The organism is Arenicella chitinivorans, from assembly GCF_014651515.1.
Lineage (GTDB): Bacteria > Pseudomonadota > Gammaproteobacteria > Arenicellales > Arenicellaceae > Arenicella > Arenicella chitinivorans.
Genome location: NZ_BMXA01000001.1, coordinates 366,129 through 387,360, shown reverse-complemented (window position 1 = coordinate 387,360; position 21,232 = coordinate 366,129). Strand labels below are relative to the sequence as shown.

Sequence of the window (21,232 nt, the reverse complement as noted above, 5' to 3'; positions counted from 1 at the left end):
CTCTAAAAAATTATCGACTGCGGTAACGGGTCAATCGCGACCTTGGTACGGGTTCAGAATCTACCCGTCCGATGTCCAATGAAGACGATTTAAGGGGATCAAAAAAGAACCCCGCGACGTCCTGAAGTACGTCGGTGACATCGCCGTCAATCCAATCCTGAGGTAAGAACGGCGTGACACGTTTTTTAGCATCATCAGGTCCGCCGACATTCCAACCATCAGTGAGAATGGCCGAGCCTGTGGTGAAATTCGGCTTAACACCTTTAAATTCTGGAATCCACGAGAACTCTTTTATCTCCACGGATACTTGACCAGAGTAATAGCCTTTTTGGTTGACCCTCGCGTTACCAAATCGATTGATTGTGCCAAGCACGTTGGTAATCAAACGTGTCGCTTCACCAGGTGGATTCGAATCCGTTTGACGCAACTGGACAAAGGAATCTTCGCCTGCCACCTCGCCTTTTTTGACCAACAAGTTATCGTATCGATCACGACGTCGCTTGGTTGGATTGTTAAAGCGAACCATCGGATCATAAACCAGCCCTTTTAAGTCTCGGTGCTGCTCACTGTGTAGAACCGTATCTGGCTCACTAAATATACGATGATGTATTTCATTCTGGAGCTGCGCGTTCGACTTGGCCAAATTTCGGTTAGGGTGGTAACTCGGTCGCGTTTGGAACCACACTGTTCGCTCCCAAGCAGCATAGCGACCGCTCATTTCTACTTTGTGGCGAGTATCAATCATTTTTCCCATAAGCGGGACCAGCGTAATCACACCAACCAAAACAAAGCCCGCAACAACCACGAACTCAGCCCAAACCGCGCCTCGCTGGTCATACTGCACGGGGCGCTTCGGTGCCGTTTTCATATTGGATAGAATCATAAGTTGATCCCCGCGGCGGCCGCCATAACGGCTACTCTCTCTGTCGATGAGGTCTCAACTAATCGTGGTTGCCAAAAAGGGTTATACAAGTTCCCGTACTCCAGGTTGTTGTCCCTGCGACGCCAAAGATCCCTTGGCCTAGAAAAGTAAGGCTCAGCCTTACTAATACTCAACATCTGGTCTTTTGCAATACCACCGTCTTTGGCAACGTCATACCTTTCCTGCAGGTTATAACTCGGAATATCTTTAGAAGCCTCTTTCCAAGTGCGAACAGGCTCAACCGGTTTTTTCAGTATAGAAACCATGGCCGGCCCAGTTTCCCGCAGCCCATCCTCTTCAAGATCGTAAAAAGGACGAATACTTCGAGTCCGGCGAAGGTTGTTACGCGAGTCCGTTCGTCGCGCCCACCATGCGGCAGAACTGTTTCTCCATGCACCGCCCCAGCGGCGCGTATCTCGTCGATAATTGTAATAGGACCCTGAATTCAGTGCATGTCCCGCCCCCCAACCGAGCGGTGCACTCAACAGACACCCAAACCAGCAGGGCCCGACTCGAACCCGCATGGTGTCCATAGCTGTCCACTCCCATACGTATTTGTTACGTATCGCCCGACGACGAAAATCATTGCCACCAAGGCCACGCACCGTGCCAGCGATATAACGCGTGTAACGGGTGTTTAAAAACTTGTCCTGAGAGCCTTTTACGACTTGTTCAAATTCCCCATACCGCTTTAAGTGCAAGGGATTTTTTCTACCACCACCGCGCACACTTGGCGCAGTGTTACGTTCAAGCGTTTTATTGTGCTCAGAAATAAAGTTAGCAACAGTGTAAGCCCCCACGACCACAGAAGATTCAATATCCGGGTCGTTATCCTTTGCCACCTTGTTGTGTACCTGCTGACTCGAAATTAACATCCCATTGTGGAACATGGTCTGTGAAACGCTTAAAAAGCCTAAGATAAGCTCGTTCATAGGGATAATCGCCTTAGCAGCCTTGTCAAACGCACTCTCCATGGCTTCAGCCGCATCTTCTAGCAATGCGGTAATACGTTTAATCACTGGCCCGACATAGGGGATAAACTGAGCAATATCACCAATAATGTCAATGTTTGACGCAGTTCTTTCAATCATGTGACCGTACGAACTCAAACCGACCATTTGACCAATAGCGACCTGGTTAGCGACCATCGCACGATTAGTCGTCGCGATGAAATTTAGATCACGAGACACAAAGGTTGCCACACTGTAAGCGGCGGCGTCGGAGGCATTTTGGCCACGCATTTTATGCGTCGTCACCTGGCCGACGTCGTACAGAGAAAATATGGACAACGCCATGGTCGTCATCAGGATGACGCCTAGTACAGTAGCGTAACCGCCTTGCTGTTTTCGAGAATTAAATCTGTACATTTTGAATACCTCTGACTGTTCTGGGTCAATGGGTGGGACAAAACTCAATAAAAATTGTCTGGAATAAATGCATCATCAGGCATGGACTCACAGAACTCTTTGGCTATCACATATATCGTTTCTGGGCTCACCAAGGCGAAAACTTTTGGGAAAATCGTGTCGTAGTAAAGTTTGCCAGTTTTCCCTTCGTTCATATTTTCATAACTGACCATTTCTTTGGTACCCGCTTCAGGATTGTCCATGCCGCTTTCTAAACGAATCCGATAGTCGGCAAGCACGTTTTTGGCGTTCTCGCCCCAATGGTGACAGCTAAAACCCGCACCAGGATCTGCTCGACTTTCGAAAGCTGGGGCAATCAAAATGGTCATCCACCCGAGAGTAATAACTGCGCGCTTGGCAACGTCGGGGGAAATTAAATGAGTAAACATGGTCATCGCTCTGTTACGCATTTAGTTTGCTGGCACCAGCTCAACACGCCGATTATGCGATCTTCCCGCTTCAGAAAGGTTGCTCGCTTTAGGAGACAGTGGGCCTACGCCACGCGCCGCTAACATCGTCGAGGGAACCCCATAGTCAGTCACCAATGCGGAAACCACTGCGTTTGCTCGCCGTTCAGACAAAGATTGGTTATGTGAGAAACTACCTTGACTGTCTGTGTGACCAACCACAAAAAACTGACGTTTTGGGTGGCGCTTCAGATACGCTGAAATATCTTTCAATGCCGGGCTAGATGTGGGCTGCAAAGCATCACTGTCGGTTGCAAAATACAAGCCATCAAGGATGACTCGACCAGATTGATCAATTTCATCAAATGCGATTTTGATGTCGACCTGTTTGGTTGCGATTGCCTTAGGCGTGACGACATCTTGTGCGAGGTACAGCTTGTTACCGCGGTACTTGTAGATAAAATAACTTAGCCAAGCGGGGTTATCTGCCTGCTTTTGACGAGCCACAAGATAGTGAAAATCAGTATTGACCGGTCCTGACTGTCGCACTTCGGCGTAAGCGGATGCAATCGAAGACTTACCGACAAGTTCGTACACCAAATCACCGCCGCATTCCGAATTGGAGCAGGTAAACACCAATTCAAAACCACCATTGGAAAGCGCATCATAAAAACTTTGATACACCTCGAGCGTATTATCCTGATCAGAACCAACAAAAACCGAGTGCGCCAGCTTACCTTTGATAATTTTAGGCGTCAGCACACCATCATCATCAATAGGAGTCACCGCGACCGGGTAAGCGAAAAACGATTCCTCTAGGGTGGAGTACTCACTCAGCCCTGGATAAATACCGACCAGAATGTCACTAGCCGCCCAACCAACAGTAGAAATTGTGAAACTTGTTACAACGAGTGCCTGCGTCAACACGCGCTTTAAGAAGATCAACATAACCTAAACAACACACCACACAACTGTGGCGAACAAGAATTGTGCAACTGGCCGCGCAATCGAGAAGTTCTGGATAGGAAAAACCTCAACTGCAGCGGAAGAGTCAAGTAAGCGGCTTAATCCAGTCTCCCAGATTAAAACCGCTTACTCACAGCCGTTAAACGACCTCAGCAAAAACTACTTCACACCGTTGGTGGCGCTTTGATTGTAGTTGCTCAAGTTGTTGTTTGCTTTCGCGTTGGCTTTGTTCTTAGTTACAGCCTTGTTGACTTCAGTCATGTCAGCAGACTCACCACCGAGCTCTTGTGTCATGCCTGACATTTGGCCACGGATAGCTTTACCAAAGTTACTGTAAACACCAATCGCTGCAATCGCGATCAACGCTACGATGATGATGTACTCGGTCATGCCTTGGCCGCGTTGACGTTTTTTCGCGTTAAGAACTACATTATTCATTTGAAACTCCTAGAAATAGTCGTGGTTAAGGATTTTAAATTCAGCCTGAACCTTAATTTTAAATGGGTCAGTTCAAACTGAAATTGGTGGACACAGACTACGTTCTGCAGCGTGCACCCATAAATTCGCAGCAACACGCAACTCTACGTCGACATGCTTGTGCCAATTTATTTTTAGATGCATGCCGTGAGTCCGCTTAAGGAACGGCGTGAGGTGGGTATTAGGGTATGAGCTCGCGTGACAAAGCCTGTCAGAATGCTGCGGGGGTATAAACGTGCGAGCGAAGGAACTATGGCACACAGGTGTGCACCTCGTCCACGATGAAGACGGTCGTACGTAGGTTTACCAGCATCTCAACAAGTTTTGACACCGCACACTCCTAAACGAGTCACAGCATACAAAATTTGTTTTATACGCCCCCCCGGAAAACCCACGGACGTATCGTTAATTAAATTGCGACTTCGCGAAAGTCAATTTAGCTAACAATGTGTTCAGCTTATCTTACTTTTTTGTCACGAGTCAATAAACTTGGAAAAAAAAATTTCAAAATTTTACACAACAAAATCAAAAACTTACAATCAACTACCACAAATGTCGCAATTCTTCAATCATTTTTTTAGGCAAAAATCCAGTTACAGACTTACCTAATTTCAATGCAGGTGCGACTCTACGCTCACTCTATTACAAGATTATGAATACGCCTAATTAGCAGACAAATTGTACTGATAAAAGACATGGACGCAGCAGATCTGCTTACAAGACAATTATTCGAATCGCCATCCCATGGCGCCTCCGAAAAAGTCTAAACACGCGTCTGGGCAGCATTCTCCAAGCAATAAAAAAGCCCTGCTCAGTTGAGCAAGGCTTTTTTATTGGCGTCCCCAAGGGGATTCGAACCCCTGTTACCGCCGTGAAAGGGCGGTGTCCTAGGCCTCTAGACGATGGGGACGTCTATTTTCCTTCACTTTCACCTGTGGTCTCTGCCAGGTCACTCTTTTTTGGACGAATCCAAAAGAGCCCTCAGCGCGGGAAGCTCGGCTTCCGTTCGCGCAGCGAACTTCGCGAATGAACTGGTGGAGCTAGGCGGGATCGAACCGCCGACCTCTACACTGCCAGTGTAGCGCTCTCCCAGCTGAGCTATAGCCCCAGACCTCGAAGGAGCGCGTAAGATACGCGTCGAAACGGAATCGGTCAACCCTTTTTTAAAAATTTTTTATATTTTTATTCGGACAGATAATCGCGACCATTTTCGCACCGAAAAAACCACACAGTCACAAGTAAAAAGGGAGCTTATCTCAATCAAATAGGCAGATAAATGTCAAGCAACATTCGCATAACCCGAAGGCTGCATATCCTCGGGCACATAGGCTCTCAACACCCCGTGACTGAGTCGCGGCGCTCTATGCAAAACGTTTCTAACGACTAAATATGCGTGAAAAGAATCCGCGTTTTTTTACTTCACGCGCCAGTCGCTCGCTCTGCGCCTGAGAGACATGGCGCTGACGGTGCAACTCGGAGTCCCAGGTTGTGAGATTGGAAAACTCCAAGTCTGGAAATTCTGCCAGTGCAAATTCTTTACTCAGGCCCGTCGCCATCAAATTTGCCGCCTTGACATTGGTGCGAACGAACAAACTGCCCGAAACGCGCGCCGAACGTAAATTGCTTTCCTCTAGCGAGGCCTGGGAAAAATCAGCACGTGTGAGACGACTATTGGCCATATTGGCGCCTTCCATTCGTGCGTGTCTGATAATAGCGCCGCTCAAAACAGATGAGCGTAAATTTGCCGTTTCAAAATTCGTAAACAAAAGATTGGCATTGGAAAAATCTGTGTTAAACAAATTCCCATTCATCAAATCCGCATTCTCCATCTGCGCGCCACGCAGCTTCGCTGAACCCAGCTCGACGTGACGCAAACTCGCGTTATTGAGTTTTGCATCAATAAGACGGGCACCAAATAGCTTGCTGTGATCAAGCTTGGCTCGATTCAGGTTACAGCGCAAAAAAACTGCACCGGACATTTGCGCACCGGTAAAGTCAGCCTGACTGAGATCACAATCAGTAAAATCGGCCGCATTCAAATGCGCTTTACTAAAACTCGCTTCACTTAAGTTTGAACACTCAAGGTTCGCACCGGACATGGCCGCGTCGTCAAACCGTGCCGAAGTCGCGTCACAATGGCTCAGGTTCGCGCCATTAAGCCGCGCACCCATTAGCTTAGCCTGATACAAATCCGCTCCAGAAAGGTCGGCACCGGTCAAATCAGCTTGTGACAGGTCGGCACCCGAAAGGTCCGCACCAGCCAAATTAGCACCACGCAGGATTGCTTGTGACAAATTCGCGCCAGCAAGGTCACTGCCAGTCAAACTAAAACCGGAGAGATCATATCCTGAGAGCTTCTTGATTTGCCTGACATCTACCATGATTCACAACCGCGAGAAAATTGCCAAACCAAACTCAGCAAGCGCCGGACGCGTGACTGCGATGCTGAGTCAAACTACTGTGCAGGCTCGTGCTTGGCATTCAGTCGAGTCCAAACACACTGCCCCTCTACCTTGTCATCAAGGCGAGCAAGCCATTCTACATGATCTTGTAACTCTTGGTTACTCGGTTGGACCAACGGCAATGATAAAGTCGCAAAGTTCACACTGGCTTGACTGCCTTGCAGCGCGCTTTCACGTCCCGTTCCGCTGTCCAGCGACAAACTGGCTTGCCCACCAGTCATTGCCAAATACACATCGGCCAGAATCTCAGCGTCAAGCAATGCGCCGTGCAACTCACGATGACTGTTGTTTATCTCATATCGACGACATAAAGAATCTAAGTCATTGCGTTGTCCTGGAAACATTTTACGCGCTTGAATTAGGGTGTCGTGCACGCCGCAAAACTCCTCAATACGAGGGCCTTTTTCATCGACTAATAGTAGCTCAGCATCCAAGAAGCCCACGTCAAATGCGGCGTTATGAATAATTAACTCTGCACCGCGCAAGTAATTTACCAAGCTTTCGGCCACGTCCTCGAAATACGGCTTATCGGCGAGAAACTCATTGGTGATTCCATGCACCTCGATCGCGCCTTGATCGATCGCACGTCTAGGGTTTAGGTACTGGTGAAAATTATTCCCAGTCAGCTTGCGGTTAATCAGCTCAACGCATCCGATTTCGATAATACGATGGCCTTGCCGGTGTTCGAGACCTGTGGTCTCGGTATCCAACACTATTTGACGGTCATACTCACTCATTTTGCTACTCCAATTCGTCGATCCCGCGATTAGCCAAGGCATCTGCGGCTTCATTACCCGCGTTACCCGCATGACCTTTCACCCAAACCCAGGTCACGTTGTGGCGATTCACCTCATCGTCCAGCGCTTGCCAGAGGTCCGCATTCTTTACGGGTTTCTTAGCCGCAGTCTTCCAACCTCGCACCTTCCAGTTCTGAATCCACTCTAAAATGCCTTTACGCACGTACTGCGAATCGGTATACACCACGAGATCGCACGGACGCTTTAAGGACTGTAGTGCTTTGATGGCCGCAGTCAGCTCCATGCGGTTGTTGGTCGTTGCCGCTTCTCCACCACATAATTCTTTACGGTGGTCACCATATATCAATAGGGCGCCCCATCCACCGGGCCCGGGATTTCCCCGGCATGCGCCGTCGGTATATATCTCTACTTGTTTAGTCACTATTTTTTTTCTATGAATGCTTACTACTGCGCGGCGCAGAGGCTCTGACCGCGGATACCAGTTTGGGTTTTGGGGAGCGAAATCGCAGACGCCCCACCAAGTTCATACCAGCATCTCGTTTCTTGGCGGTGATCATATAGCCCCCGCCGAACATCGGCAACCAGCGATCGCCGACGGACTCCATAAATCGCAGCGACCTCACCACGCTAGCTCGCCGCGATAACGGCGCATACTGAAACATCGAACTTGCGACCACCTCAAATCCCAGCAATTGCAACCAGTCAGTCACGCGTTTTACGGTGTAGTAGCGCCCTTGCATTACCGCTTTCGGGCGAAGAAAACGCTGAACCCCGAGCAAGCTGGTGGGGTTAAACCCGGTAATAACAATATGCCCCTCAGACATCAAGACCCGATGCGCTTCCCGCAACACCTGATGCGGAATCGTGTGGCGCTCAAGCACATGCGGCAGTATCACCATCGCGAAGGAATTAGGTGCAAATGGGAGAAAGGCCGGATCCGAGATAAGGTCCGCGGACTGTTGCGCGTATTGTGTCGTGCGTACGATATACGGCAGGTCTAACTCATCGATCAGGTGTTGATCGATCTGAGTCCCAATTTGCAACGCTTTTGGCCCAACAGCCTGCTTGAGGCCCGCCTTTAGAAACGGTTGCTCAATAGCAAAATAATGGCTCGCGTAGTCGCTGTGCCGCCAGTTGTTAATAGACTGCTCGTTGTGTTGCACTGTTGTCATTCCAGCTTTTCGATTACACTCATCTTACATGAAATCGAGGACAGCGACATTGACTGTTGAGCAGCCCATCTTTACTATGCGCCGATGAATTTTAAACTGCTTGTTACGTTATTATTGCTCGCGCTGGTTTCCGCCTGCGGGCACCTCGATTCCGATCGAGCCACACCAAATCCAGACGCCAAGACCACCTCAAACCTGCCACCGCTTGACGACGGTGACAGTGGCGATGACACAGATAAAATTGTGCTCTCCGATGCCGAGCTGGAAGCCGCCGACGCTGCCCCGAGCACCGACGGCGCTGCGCACGGCGATCTATTTGATCGCATGCGTGCGGGATTCGCGATGCCTGAGCTGGATTCAAAGTATGTGCGCGAATATGAGCGTTGGGACGCGACGCACCCAACCTATCTGAAAAACCTTTTCGTACGCGCAACACCGTTTCTGTATCACATCGTTGAAGAAATCGAAAAACGCGGTCTGCCGATGGAGTTAGCATTATTGCCTGCGGTCGAAAGCGCGTATAAACCCGAGGCGGTCAGTCGCTCACGGGCTGGTGGCTTATGGCAGTTTGTGCCGGCGACTGGCCGTGAATTCGGCCTGCACGATACTTGGTGGTACGACGGCCGTCGTGACGCCATTGCCTCGACCAGGGCCGCACTCGATTATCTCGAACAGCTCAACAGAATGTTTGAGGGCGATTGGTTCTTAACGCTTGCTGCCTATAATGCCGGGCCTGGCACCGTCCGGCGAGCGATCAAACGTCACCGACCACAACACAAAGCGGTGTACAAAAACCTAAATCTCCGATCTGAAACTCGGCGTTACGTACCCAAATTATTGGCCTTGCGCAATATTGTTCAGAATCCGAAAAAATATAAAGTCTCCCTGCCAAAAATCGCCAGCAAGCCCTATTTCGAAGTATTAGAGTTACCGGGACAGATCGACTTAAACCATTTTGCGGAACAAACACAGATCGACCGCGACCTGTTGCGTCACCTCAACGCTGGTTTCAAGCGCTGGGCCACGGCACCTGACGGACCGCATCGCATCTTGGTGCCGATCGGCGATGGTGACATGATTACACGCGCTGAAACCGCAATTGCATCCGCGCCGGCGATCCGCTTCCAAAATCATCGGGTTCGTCGCGGCGACACGCTCAGCGGCATTGCACGTCAGTACGGCGTTAGCGTGGCATCACTGCGTAAGGCGAACCACCTCAAAAACAATATGATCCGTGCTGACCGCGACTTGGTTGTGCCGGTGCGTGGCGAGCTTGCCGCACTCAGCACTGCCAGTTCGCAGACCGAGCTAGTACACCAAGTGCAACGTGGCGACACACTGTGGTCGATCGCACGCCGCTATAATGTCCAAATTCGTGAGCTGTTAGATTGGAATAATTTTGCGCGCAATCAGATTCTACAATTGAATCAAACCATCTTGATTCGACCGAGCTTGAATTAATCGACGATCCGCCGAACGAAAATCAGCGCATCCTCTCGATCACCGTGCGGCGTCGAGTAATAGTGTTTGCGCACCGCGATCTGCTCGAATTGCCACTGCCGATATAGATTCTGTGCCTTTTGATTACTGAGTCGCACCTCGAGAAAGAGCGTGTTGCACGCCCTCGCAGCAGCCAGCTCGAGTACATCGTGTAATAGCCGGTGCCCCAAACCAACACCTTGCGCCGTCGGCGCGACAACGACATTGAGAATCTGCACTTCATCTAGCACGCTGCTGCAAATATGATAAGCCAACACCTGCCGTTGGCAGCACAGCACCCGGCACACGTAGTCACTGGTGAGGGCTTCCTCAAAAGACAGACGACCCCAGGGACTCATTTGCGCAGCTTGCTCAATCTGTAACACGGCAGCCAGGTCAGCATCCTGCATATCGCGCAGCTCGATGCCCTGATCCAGAATCATCTGCTGTAACGCGGAAGACATGCCGACCAATTACGGAAGCTGACGATACCAGCGTAACGCTGTCGACAAATCGCGCCACACCTCAGCTTTCAATTCATTGTGCTCCAGCATCTGCAATGGGCTGTACGTCGGTACCACTCGAACCCCGGTCGAGAAGCAAGTCTGAGTCTGTTTACGAAGAGCATCCAAGGGTTCGTTGGCCTTGAGCACCGACTGTGCAGCAAACTCACCGAATGCCACCACCACCTTCGGCGCAATCAACTCAATCTGTCTACGTAATATGGCATGGCATGCTGGCGACAGACTTAGATCGTCCGTCGGTGCGCATTTGAACACCGTGGTCGTGTACACGCTGGTCCGCGCCATCCCACAAGCGGACAACAGTGCGTCATATAAGCCCCCAGCCCGACCATTACAAATCTGGCCTTCTCGCAGATCCGTCGTGGTTGGTGAGTCAAATACAAATAGCCACTGTGCTTGCTGACTGCCGTCGCCCATTACAGCGTTATTGGTATTACAACTCGGGCATAGGAGCCCGGTATTGATCATGGACTGCAATGTGGTCCAGTCTGCGACCGCAACCGGATCGGAGACCAACGGTTCTGAGATATCGGGAATGACATGTTCCGGCTCTTCGCGCATTTCAGGTGCCGTTAACGCTGGCTCCGAAGCCACCATAACCGGAGCCAAAACCGGAACCTGGTGCCCCCCCAGCGCTGCCACAAACGGCTCAGATTCAATGGCTCCAACCTGCGCATCATCGTCCAGTGCGGGCACCTCCTGGACAGCTTGTGTTTCCGTGCTAGGAACTGGTATGCCTTCAGGCTCAACGGTTTCGGGCGGTGCAGAGACAACCTGAATCTCTGGCTTAGCACGTAGGCGCCACGCTTGCACATGCAGTTGATTGAGCAGCTCGGACGTCATGTCAGAACACCAAAAATAAGGCGGCGATCAACACCAATAAAAGCAACAGTAACCCGGTGACCAAGGCAATAAACGCGAATAACGGATTAGCCAGCAAGGTCACGCCACCGATCGTGTCGAACACGGCACTAAACGCCTCCTCATTGCGCACCGCATTTAAGGTGCTGAAAAGCCCGCGCACACCTTTTCTCTCGCCTAGGTGCATCGCTTTGAGATGACCGACCAATTGATTGTCACCATCCATCAAGCCGGCAACCTGCGTCGGTGCTTCACTGAGTTGTGATAACACAAACCAGATAAAACTCCACAGTAATGCTGGCAAACACACAATCACGCATTTAATAGCATTCCACCACCAAGCAGACTCTGGCGAATACACCAGCCAGGCAAGGTACACAGAGGCAAGCACACCAAAGCCGACAAACCAGCTAACCTTTCGCAACAGGCCCTCTGCCACGCTGCCAATCCGCTCGACGATGCGCACGACTTTGTCGCGGGTATCAGCTTCCGGCTCGGCAGATTGCTTATCGATAGGTTTCACACAGCACCGAGATAAACTGAGTAAGTTCAGACGCCGGCAATTGGTTAATGCCCGCCGCCGCGGCACGTCCACCGCCTGTGGCAAACTGACGGCAGACAACGTCCGCGTGTTGCTTGTTATTTAATGGCGCGCGCACACTGACTAAAAACTGTCCATCACTGCGTTCAGTCAACACGGCATGTGCACGATCTGGCGCTCGATTGGCCAGGTCATTCCCGAATACGCCACTAACGCGCCTTGCCCAAGCTTCGTTTGGCAAGATATAAATTTCTGCCTCGGCTGACCGGTGATGCGGCGTCATCGCAGCAGCGTGATTCATGTCGGAGTGGTACCCGTGCTTCAGGGTACCAAAGGTCTCAGGATCCTCCAGCATAAACTCAAACGGCGAGGCGAACTGCATGGTACGCTGAGCCAAAACTGCTGGATCAAAATACAAATCCTCAAGCCCGGCACCGTACCCATTGTAATTCAGGTAGATACCCAGCAACTCCAGCTCGTTTAGCTGAGCATCGGTGAGGTCCAGGGGTTTCGCAAGACCACGAGCAGATTTTAGTAAGTTATCCCCAAAGGTGCCCACCACAGCCCAGGCCAAGTAGCGCCCCTTCAATTGCTGATTTATCAGTAGGCTGGTGCAAACGTCGGGCGTTGTATTAATCAAGGTCGTGAGCTTTGGGTGATCTGGTATCTCGCCGGCAAAATGATGATCGCAGTAAAATACAGTCGCACCCGAGCCAAGCACTCTTTCAAGCTCGAACCGGTTTTTATCCAAGGAGATATCCAACACGGTAACTAAATCCCCTTGTTGAACCTTGATCCGCTCCAATAGTTTAATGTCACGTTTAACACCAGTCACCAGTTCTGACTCGACTGGTTGATGCAGACGCAACTGCGTCAACGCACAAATGCCATCGGCATCGCCATTAAAACAATCTACATACCGCATCACACCACCGCCTGCCACTCGTCCGCCTTAAAGCCCACCAAAGAAGGACCTGTTGTGCCAACCAGAAATGGCCTTTTAATCAACTTTCCGTCACTCGCCAGCAATGCCAACGCCTCCGCTTCAGACATGGTTGGCAGTGAATCCTTTAATTTCAGTTCACGGTACCGAACTCCGGAACGATTAAATAAACGCCCAATTTCTCCGCCGTACGCCGCCAGCATGGTACGTAGCTCATCCACTGTTGGTGGTTGTAGGGTAATATCGATCGATTGAAACTCGACAGTATGCGCACGCAGAAATTTAACCGCGTTGCGACAGGTCGAGCACTTTGGGTACTGATAAAGCTTCATAAGTTGGCCGAGGGCAATTCAAAGCGCAATTATAGTCGCTTCGGCCGACATCGTCAGCCATTGCATGGCCTAATTACACGCTAGCCGGCTGCTGTGCAGTACTGGAAGATCTCAACACGGATGTCGGAAGGCTGATCATAAATTGCGCCCTAACACCATCTGGCGACCCGATACCAATCTTACCACCCATCTCAGTCAAGGCCGCTTTTACGCGCTCCAGGCCCATGCCCTGCTCCGGCTCATCGGCTTGCGTGGCTGCCGTCGAGAACCCGGAAATAAACACCAGGCGCACTAGCTCATTTTTAGATAAACGTTCACTTACCTCTTTTGTCAGAATGCCACGCGACACCGCTGCCTGTTTGATTGCATCAAAATCGATGCCCGCACCGTCATCCTGCACCGAAAAGCGCACCTCCGACTGGCTCGAGTCGTGTCGCTGTATGGTGACAACGCCCGTGGCGGCCTTACCTGCACGAAGACGCTCATTGGGAACTTCCAAACTGTGCATCACCGCATTTTCGACCAACTGCTGAAATAATTTAATCAACTCAGGCTTATACTGAGGCTGAAAAACATCTTCATCGAACCCAGACAGTACCAACGATGCCTGCTTTTGCTGACTCGCAGCAAACGCTTGAGCAAAGTGAGACAGTTCATCGTTCTTGGAAGTTCTTGCGTTACTCGGCACTCCCTGTGGCTGACTGACTACTGACAAAGCTGGTGTCGTTGCTTGTCTAACACCGAGTCTTGCCGACAATTTCTCAAGGATATCCAACTCGGCGATCATTTGCTTTAGTGGCGCGCCGAGGTTCACGATCTGCTCAGAACTGACTTCTGACGCCTCCAACAGAACATCAACTTTTACCTCAAACGCCTGTGCCGAAGTCTCTAAAAGCACGTTACCAACCTCTGCCGCTTGTTGCTTAAGCGCATTCACTGCCGTTTTAATTTCCTGCATTTTGCCCTCATGTGAGGCATGAAGCTGATCTGAGTTTCGCAATGCATCGTTAATTGCCTTCAAATGCTGATGCGTTTGTAGGAAAAATGATTTGGTCTCAGCAGTCTGCGTTGCAACACTGCCCAGCAACAACTGAAACCGCTCGTCATTTTGGCGGCTGAGTTCTTTCAACTCTCGCTTGAGATCCGCTTGCGGCGTAACGTCCGACACGGTCACCAACAAACCTGCAGCAGGATTTTGTTCGTTGCGAGCAAATTCAAAGCTCAGGTACTTGCGCTTCACGTAGCCCTTATTATTCTCGGTGACGATTTCAATCTCATTCAAAGCCTGAGACGCGACGGTACTGCTCTCGACCCGGCTACCCGCCAGCTTGGCGGTAACATGGGCACGAACTTCATTCAGGTCATCGAAACTAATCAATCGCTTTAAAAATTCAAAAAAGTCGCCACGAATTGGCTCATCGATTCCAAACAACGTCTGCACGGCTTGCGACTGAACCGAGCCGACCTGGTGATTGGGTTTAACGATAAATAAGCCTTCCTTGGTGGCTTCCAAAATCGTTTTGTTCTCTCGCTGACTTGCGCTCAACATAATTTCTGAGCGCACTAGTGCCTTGCGTAAACCCAACACTAACCTCGCCGTTAACCCAACCACACCCAATGAAATCGCGAGCCAGAATACCAGTCGAGCAAGTTGCTTTTGCTGCAATTGCGCCAAGAGTCCGGCATTTAGGGTTTCCACCGCGGAACGAATTGCAGGGTCATCGCCATCCTGCATTGCAATGACCAAATTATTGAGTTCAGTTGCAAGCACCTGATTGGGTAACGCAGGCACTTCGACCGCATCAAGCGGAGTAGCAACCGCGCCACCTTGCTGCAACTGTAAAACAAAATTCTTCAGCGACGCACGTTTTACTCGACCGGATACATCGGCGTTCAACCACAATTTTTGCTCTGTCAGACCCGCGCTCAAACGCGTCGCGGCTTGATTCAGCGCAGGCTGCAACCAAAACACCTGCCCCAGCAAGCCCAGCACCAATAGGATTATCATCGCAGCGAGCAGCGAGGCATAGCGAGTTTTGTTTAGGCGAGCAGTCGTAACCATATTCCCTCTAAGCACCCTGGCAGGAGCAGAGCAGAGTTAATGTATTGTGTAATTTTAAGGGAGCCCGATCTACGGGCCGGTCGGCGTGAGTCAATCGCAACCCTACCGTTGTAACACTGGATGGAGAGCCTGTCCAGCCCGCCGTGAAGCCCAATTGTACCCCCAGCTATTGATACTACATGGCAATGGCACTAAACAGAATCCAGGCAGCGATGAATAATTTAAGCTGCACTGGGGTAAACCAAGCAATCACGTGCTTCGCCAGCGTGCCACCGACCAACGCTGCTGGGCCAGCGAAGACCAAGACATTCCAATCGATGGCAGGCATCAACCAAAGGTATTTTTGTACGCCGACCCAGACCGACATTGCGCTAACGCTCACCGCGACGCCGACGGCCATACGCACCGGATATCGCATTAAAATTAGCAGCACGGCGACTAATTCGCCAACGCCAATGGATAACCAAGCGGTAATCACACCGCCAACGAGACCGACCGTCATAAACAGAAGGTAGAAGTATCCCTGTGCCTGTACGGGCGGTAGCTTCCGTTTCTGCGCCCGAATAAGATAATACGTGGTCGCTAAAATCGAGATCGCGAACATAATCGAGAAGCCTTTAAACAGACTCACAACCTCATGCGCAGCACGCGCCTCAAACAAGATTTGACCTGCCGCAACACCAAGCATAGAAGGCAAACCGAACCATATAATATGCGGCAAGTATTCGCGCCAAACACTTGGTGCACTGCTCGCCTGTTGCAGCTTGGCATGCTTGAACCACGCGAGCGTACCGGCGGTCATCCCAAAGCACTGGATCGCGAAACTGGTAGCAATCACGGAATCAGGGGACAACCCCAACAAATTAAACGCCGGCACAAACACCACACCGCCACCCGCACCAGTGGAATTCGCCACCACAGCACCAAACAACGCGAGCAGGAAAAAATACCAGTAACTAAAATCCATCGGTGAACGAGAGTAGAAAATTGATCAATCGGCGCACGGGCACATCGTATGACGACCGCCCAGCGCCAGAGAGTAGCAGCTTACGATGCTGCCTGATAGAAAAAATACGCGCTGAGCAGGATTGTCATCACGTTAATTAGGTGTTGATGTGAATCGTCATTCAGGCGTAGCAACACCGTTTTACCCAACCAGTTTCCGGGAATGGTCGCCAGCCCCAAGGCAACGCCCAACCACAGCCCATCGAAGGTGAGCAAGGCGGTGCCACTAAAAACCAGCAACTTGATGCAATTCATGCCCAACACGATACACGCCAAGGTGCCGACAAACTCAGTTCGTGTGAGAGTCCGTGACTGGCCACGCAAAGATTGCGAGCGACGGCCTTGCAGGAACGGTGCCAGCACAAAGCCCGGGCCGATGACATTCCCAGCTAACACGCCCCAAACACTGCTGGCCAAGCCAAGCAACACGTCGCTCACCTGCAAATTTTGTCGTCGCGCCCAGAGCTTAACCGGAATCGAGCATATTAAAAACGCAGCCATCACCAATGCCACCGTGGTCGCAGATAAACCGACAAACAGCCACGCCCCGAACAAAATTCCTGGTGCCGCGAACAGGCCAACGAGTCGCACCGATTGCCAGTCTATCTCATGTCGATGCAACCAAACGCGGCTGCTATGACTGATGATCAAAGCACACGTGGTCAACGGAATTGCATTTTTAATCCCGACCACATGAGTCAGGACTGCGGCCAACAAAATCCCACCAGCCATGCCGGTGGCACCGTGTACTACGGCTGTGACAAATGCGGCCACCATTAGTCCCGCAGTCATCGCCGCGTTGAGATCTAATGCAGACATCATCGGATTACGAGTGTTCGCCGATCACCAATTCGGGCCAGCCAGCGTTTGCTGCACGAACGACACGAATAGATACGGATTCATCAAGCCAGTAAAAACAAAACCCCACACAGCGCCGGCGAAATGTGCCATATGACCTATGTTGTCATTGGCCTGTTTGTCCTTGACCCAGGAGTACCAGAGATAGCCAACCCCAGCCACGATTTGTGGAATGGCGATCACACCATACAGGTAAAGGTTCTGCCAAGGCGCAAAAATGATCACGCCAAACACCACGGCTGATACCCCACCAGACGCACCTAAAGCAGCGTAAGTACTGTTGTAACGATGACGAAAATAGTCCGGAATCGAAGCCACCACAATGCCGCCCAGATACAAGATCAAAAACTTAAGCGCGGTCCCCTCACCCAGAAACACGGGAAAATAGCTCGTCTCCAGGGCATTACCAAATGACCATAAAACAAACATGTTGATCAACAGGTGCAACATATCCGCGTGAATAAACCCGGAAGTCAAAAAGCGGTACCACTCACCTTCCCGTCGCACCGTCGCAGGATGAAATAACAACTGGGATTTGACGGCTTGGTTTTCCATCACCAGAAAGGAGACAACACAGGTGATTGCCACCAGTAGATTGGTGACGGTAAATAGCTCAGCAGGCATGGGAAAATAGCATGGTTGATCAGACCGCTATAGTATCGCGTTTCGCTATTTTTGCGGCCAAAATGTTGGCAATTCATGAGTTTAGGGGTTCTTTGCAACGTCGTTGGTGGTAAAGTCACCACTCCTAGAGTTTTTCAGCTTGACCCAACGTGTTTACCCGGATTTTTACTATGAGTATTCGATTCATTACTGCCCCACTGGTTGTGGGACTAGCCAGTCTCTCGACTGTCGCTTCCGCGCAGAACAATCTAACCCTTGAGGAAATTGTTGTCACCGCGCAAAAACGTGAACAAACCTTACAGGACATCCCCGCTGCCGTGTCGGCGATTCCATCAGAGCAAGTGCAGGACCTCTTGGGTGCTGGCGAAAATATTCGCGCACTGGCGGGACGTGTACCGAGCCTGCAAATCGAATCATCGAATGGACGCCAGTCGCCACGATTCTATATTCGCGGCCTTGGCAACTATGATTTCGATGTCAATGCCACACAGCCAGTGTCCATGATTATGGATGAGGTCGCATTAGAGAACTCGGTACTAAAAAGCATCCCGCTGTTTGATGTAGAACGCATCGAGGTGTTAAAAGGCCCACAAGGCACGCTATTTGGTCGCAGCACCACGGCTGGCGTGGTTAAAGTCGATTCGGTTCAACCATCCGAAGAATCGGAGGGCTATATCCGCTTGGGCTATGGCAGCCGCGAAACCGTGTCGGCAGAAGGTGCAGTCGGTGGCGCTGTAAGCGACACACTTGCTGCACGCGCGTCATTCAAATACTTGGATCGTGGCAACTGGATCGACAATACCTTCAACGGGGCGGGCGATGATTTTGGTGAATTTGATGAATTTGCTTACCGTTTACAACTGTTGGCAACACCGAATGACCAATTTTCAGCCTTATTCAAATTGCACGGTTTCAAACAAGACGGCAACCAGCCACAAATATTTTATGGCAACGCGTTCACACCCGGTGTTGAAGGTCTGCGGCCAGGCTTTAATCCTGAGGTCGCGTCACACGACGCGCTGGTATCGGGCATGGAGCTTGACCACTTCGGCGGCAGTGCCAAACTAACGTTTGATCGGGACAACACCACAATCACATCAATCACCGCGTACGATACCGTCGAGAGCTTCAGCCAAGCTGACATTGACGGCGGCGTTCAGGGTGGACCTGAAGCAATCGGCCAATTAGGTGGTCAAGCATTCTTCAGCGTGTCTTCTGGTGACGGCTTATCAGATCACAGTCAATTAACTCAAGAATTGCGTTATGCGGTTGATCTGGATGATCTGTTTTATCAAGTTGGCGTGTACTTCTTAGATGAAGACATTACGGTAGACAGCATTGACTTTGCCAACTCGGGTGACCGCATCCAACTGACTCAAGCACAGCAGGACACGCGCTCGATGGCAGTCTTCGGCCAAGCCGAGTTTCATCTGACCGAGCAGTTCTCTATCGCTGGCGGTCTGCGCTACACAGACGATGACAAGGAGCTTGAAGTCATTCCAGGACCAGGGTCTACCGCACCAGCAGCGACCATCGAAGCCAGTGATGACTACTTTAGCTGGGAACTGTCGGCCAATTACGATTTGAACAGCGAATGGAGCACCTACGCACGATTGGCCACGGCATCTCGCGGGCCGGTTACACTGGGTCGATTTGGCTTCGTCAGCCAGGCGGATACCGAAGAAATCACGTCGTTTGAAGTCGGCTTCAAAGCCGACCTATTTGACGGGCGCGGCCGCTGGAACACCACGGTGTACACTTTCACCATTGACGACCAGCAACTGACCGCTACCGGCGGGACTGGCAACACCAATGAACTGCTGAATGCAGCCGAGGTGACCGGCTCCGGTTTTGAAACTGAGTTCGAATTCCTGGTCACGGACAATCTGCGTTTGAACACCAATTTGAGTTACAACGAAACAGAGATCAAAGATCCGAATCTAAATACCGAATTGTGTTCAGCCACACCACTGTGTACCTCACTGGACCCGATTGTGGACACCTTCCCGGGATTCTTTGGCACCGTCAATCTGGTCTCTGTAAACGGCAACCCACTGCCTCGCGCACCTGAGTGGCTATTCAATTTCTCACTCGACTACGATTACGAGCTTGAGAATGGTCTGGTGTACGCACAAACCGACTGGAATTACCGCAGCGACTCCAATATCTTCTTGTACGAATCGGTTGAATTTGTAGCAGAGAAACGCTGGATCGGTGGATTACGCATTGGCTACAAAAACGCGGACAACAGCATCGATATCGCATTGGTTGGACGCAACATTACGGATGAAGTGGTAGCCGATGGCGCACTCGACTTCCTGAATCTGACCGCCTTCGTCAATGAACCCGCCTTCTGGGGATTAGAGTTCACAAAACGCTTCTAAACCGTTAAAAACGGCGACCAAAAAGGGCATGCTTAGCATGCCCTTTTTTGTTTTCAGAGCCCAGCAGGCGAATCCGGAATCCGCACTGGTCGTCGACACGAGCAGCAGCTACACTGATGTCTATTCAAACGTTTGGTCACGAGGCCTTTTTCATGCAACTGAACTCCGATATCAAGTCATTCGGTGGACGACAACGCCAGTACACACACCCGTCACAAACGTTGTCCTGTGAGATGACGTTCTCTATCTACCTGCCACTACAAGCCGAGTTTGGTCCAGTGCCGGTACTATACTGGCTCTCGGGCTTGACCTGCACTGATCAAAATTTCGTAACCAAGGCAGGCGCACAGGTTTATGCAGCGGAGCACGGCATAGCCATCGTTTGTCCCGACACCAGCCCACGCGGCGACAGTGTTCCCGATGATTCAGACGGCGGCTGGGATTTCGGTTTAGGTGCCGGCTTTTATCTAAACGCGACCCAGCCACCTTGGTCCACGAATTATCAGATGTACGATTACGTGATTGAAGAATTGCCCACGCTCATTGAGCAGAACTTTCCGATCGATTCACAACGACAGGCGATTTCAGGTCATTCGATGGGCGGGCACGGCGCACTGACGATCGCACTCAAAAACACAGCTCGCTTTCGATCGGTGTCCGCCTTTTCACCCATCGTTGCCCCCACTCAATGTCCTTGGGGCGAGAAAGCCTTTACGCATTACCTCGGCGGCGACCGGAACGATTGGCTGCAGTACGACGCGTGCTCCTTGGTTGCTATAGCCACAGACCAACTTCCGGTATTAGTTGATCAAGGCACCGGTGACGACTTTCTGGAGACGCAGCTCAAAACTGAGTTGCTGGTCGAAACAGCCCAAGCCGCCAAGTACCCGATGCAAATCCGAATGCAGGAAGGCTATGATCACTCTTATTTTTTTATTGCTAGCTTTATCGGCGAGCATATCGCGTTTCATGCTGAACACTTGACGGACTGATACACAGGCAAGCGCAAGACCATACAATTTATACTCGACGAAGTGTATGATTATTCC

Annotated in this window: 21 protein-coding genes and 2 tRNA genes; 3 read left to right on the top strand and 20 right to left on the bottom strand. The window is 50.9% G+C overall.

What is annotated here, in order from left to right; translation table 11 throughout:
* Positions 1-10: 10 nt before the first annotated feature.
* The 11 genes from IE055_RS01735 to IE055_RS01685 form a co-directional block, all read right to left on the bottom strand.
* Positions 11-883 (bottom strand): hypothetical protein, encoded by an 873-nt coding sequence (locus IE055_RS01735; protein WP_189398279.1) that lies wholly within the window; start codon positions 881-883, stop codon positions 11-13.
* A complete protein-coding gene (locus IE055_RS01730) occupies positions 880-2,289 on the bottom strand; it encodes a Tad domain-containing protein (protein ID WP_189398278.1) in 1,410 nt (469 codons plus the stop codon). The genes IE055_RS01735 and IE055_RS01730 overlap by 4 nt, the downstream gene beginning before the upstream one ends.
* A gap of 44 nt (positions 2,290-2,333) precedes the next feature.
* Positions 2,334-2,717, bottom strand: coding sequence for a hypothetical protein (locus IE055_RS01725; RefSeq protein ID WP_189398277.1), 384 nt, complete (start codon positions 2,715-2,717; stop codon positions 2,334-2,336).
* Between the two features lie 21 nt (positions 2,718-2,738).
* Positions 2,739-3,683, bottom strand: coding sequence for an OmpA family protein (locus tag IE055_RS01720; RefSeq protein ID WP_189398276.1), 945 nt, complete (start codon positions 3,681-3,683; stop codon positions 2,739-2,741).
* Between the two features lie 177 nt (positions 3,684-3,860).
* Positions 3,861-4,139 (bottom strand): pilus assembly protein, encoded by a 279-nt coding sequence (locus IE055_RS01715; RefSeq protein ID WP_189398275.1) that lies wholly within the window; start codon positions 4,137-4,139, stop codon positions 3,861-3,863.
* 873 nt (positions 4,140-5,012) lie between these two features.
* A tRNA-Glu gene (locus tag IE055_RS01710) sits at positions 5,013-5,088 on the bottom strand.
* Positions 5,089-5,210: 122 nt separating this feature from the next.
* Positions 5,211-5,286 (bottom strand) — tRNA-Ala (locus IE055_RS01705).
* 268 nt (positions 5,287-5,554) lie between these two features.
* Positions 5,555-6,559 carry a pentapeptide repeat-containing protein gene (locus tag IE055_RS01700; protein ID WP_189398274.1) on the bottom strand — a complete coding sequence of 335 codons (1,005 nt, stop codon included), beginning with the start codon at positions 6,557-6,559 and terminating at the stop codon, positions 5,555-5,557.
* A 74-nt stretch (positions 6,560-6,633) separates the two neighbouring features.
* The gene (gene dnaQ, locus IE055_RS01695) at positions 6,634-7,377 is read right to left on the bottom strand and encodes a DNA polymerase III subunit epsilon (RefSeq protein ID WP_189398273.1); all 744 of its coding nucleotides are present in this window, start codon (positions 7,375-7,377) and stop codon (positions 6,634-6,636) included.
* Between the two features lie 4 nt (positions 7,378-7,381).
* Positions 7,382-7,819, bottom strand: coding sequence for a ribonuclease HI (rnhA, locus tag IE055_RS01690; RefSeq protein WP_189398272.1), 438 nt, complete (start codon positions 7,817-7,819; stop codon positions 7,382-7,384).
* Between the two features lie 10 nt (positions 7,820-7,829).
* Positions 7,830-8,570, bottom strand: a complete 741-nt coding sequence (locus IE055_RS01685) for a class I SAM-dependent methyltransferase (protein ID WP_189398271.1) — start codon at positions 8,568-8,570, stop codon at positions 7,830-7,832.
* An 84-nt stretch (positions 8,571-8,654) separates the two neighbouring features.
* Here IE055_RS01685 and IE055_RS01680 point away from each other — a divergent pair, with 84 nt between their 5' ends.
* The gene (locus IE055_RS01680; RefSeq protein ID WP_189398270.1) at positions 8,655-10,031 is read left to right on the top strand and encodes a LysM peptidoglycan-binding domain-containing protein; all 1,377 of its coding nucleotides are present in this window, start codon (positions 8,655-8,657) and stop codon (positions 10,029-10,031) included.
* Here IE055_RS01680 and rimI read toward each other — a convergent pair.
* The 9 genes from rimI to IE055_RS01635 all read right to left on the bottom strand — a co-directional run bounded on the left by rimI (position 10,028) and on the right by IE055_RS01635 (position 17,799).
* Positions 10,028-10,513: a ribosomal protein S18-alanine N-acetyltransferase gene (rimI, locus tag IE055_RS01675; protein ID WP_189398269.1), complete on the bottom strand. Its 486-nt coding sequence runs from the start codon at positions 10,511-10,513 to the stop codon at positions 10,028-10,030. The genes IE055_RS01680 and rimI overlap by 4 nt on opposite strands.
* Positions 10,514-10,522: 9 nt before the next feature.
* A complete protein-coding gene (locus IE055_RS01670; protein WP_189398268.1) occupies positions 10,523-11,416 on the bottom strand; it encodes a uracil-DNA glycosylase in 894 nt (297 codons plus the stop codon).
* Between the two features lies 1 nt (position 11,417).
* Positions 11,418-11,957 (bottom strand): hypothetical protein, encoded by a 540-nt coding sequence (locus tag IE055_RS01665; RefSeq protein WP_189398267.1) that lies wholly within the window; start codon positions 11,955-11,957, stop codon positions 11,418-11,420.
* Positions 11,941-12,900 (bottom strand): DHH family phosphoesterase, encoded by a 960-nt coding sequence (locus IE055_RS01660; RefSeq protein ID WP_189398266.1) that lies wholly within the window; start codon positions 12,898-12,900, stop codon positions 11,941-11,943. Before IE055_RS01660 ends, IE055_RS01665 begins: the two co-directional genes overlap by 17 nt.
* Complete coding sequence (locus IE055_RS01655; RefSeq protein WP_189398265.1) at positions 12,900-13,250, bottom strand: arsenate reductase family protein; 351 nt, start codon at positions 13,248-13,250, stop codon at positions 12,900-12,902. Before IE055_RS01655 ends, IE055_RS01660 begins: the two co-directional genes overlap by 1 nt.
* Positions 13,251-13,323: 73 nt before the next feature.
* Positions 13,324-15,312, bottom strand: coding sequence for an ATP-binding protein (locus IE055_RS01650; protein WP_189398264.1), 1,989 nt, complete (start codon positions 15,310-15,312; stop codon positions 13,324-13,326).
* Positions 15,313-15,487: 175 nt separating this feature from the next.
* Entirely contained in the window at positions 15,488-16,279 is a 792-nt protein-coding gene (locus tag IE055_RS01645) for a sulfite exporter TauE/SafE family protein (RefSeq protein ID WP_189398263.1), read from the bottom strand.
* Between the two features lie 80 nt (positions 16,280-16,359).
* Positions 16,360-17,136: a sulfite exporter TauE/SafE family protein gene (locus IE055_RS01640; RefSeq protein WP_189398262.1), complete on the bottom strand. Its 777-nt coding sequence runs from the start codon at positions 17,134-17,136 to the stop codon at positions 16,360-16,362.
* 24 nt (positions 17,137-17,160) lie between these two features.
* Entirely contained in the window at positions 17,161-17,799 is a 639-nt protein-coding gene (locus tag IE055_RS01635; RefSeq protein ID WP_189398261.1) for a rhomboid family intramembrane serine protease, read from the bottom strand.
* Positions 17,800-17,969: 170 nt separating this feature from the next.
* On the opposite strand from IE055_RS01635, the gene IE055_RS01630 reads away from it, so the two are divergent.
* Both IE055_RS01630 and fghA read left to right on the top strand, forming a co-directional pair.
* Positions 17,970-20,183, top strand: a complete 2,214-nt coding sequence (locus tag IE055_RS01630; protein ID WP_189398260.1) for a TonB-dependent receptor — start codon at positions 17,970-17,972, stop codon at positions 20,181-20,183.
* A gap of 152 nt (positions 20,184-20,335) precedes the next feature.
* Entirely contained in the window at positions 20,336-21,175 is an 840-nt protein-coding gene (gene fghA / locus IE055_RS01625) for an S-formylglutathione hydrolase (RefSeq protein ID WP_189398907.1), read from the top strand.
* Positions 21,176-21,232: the final 57 nt, after the last annotated feature.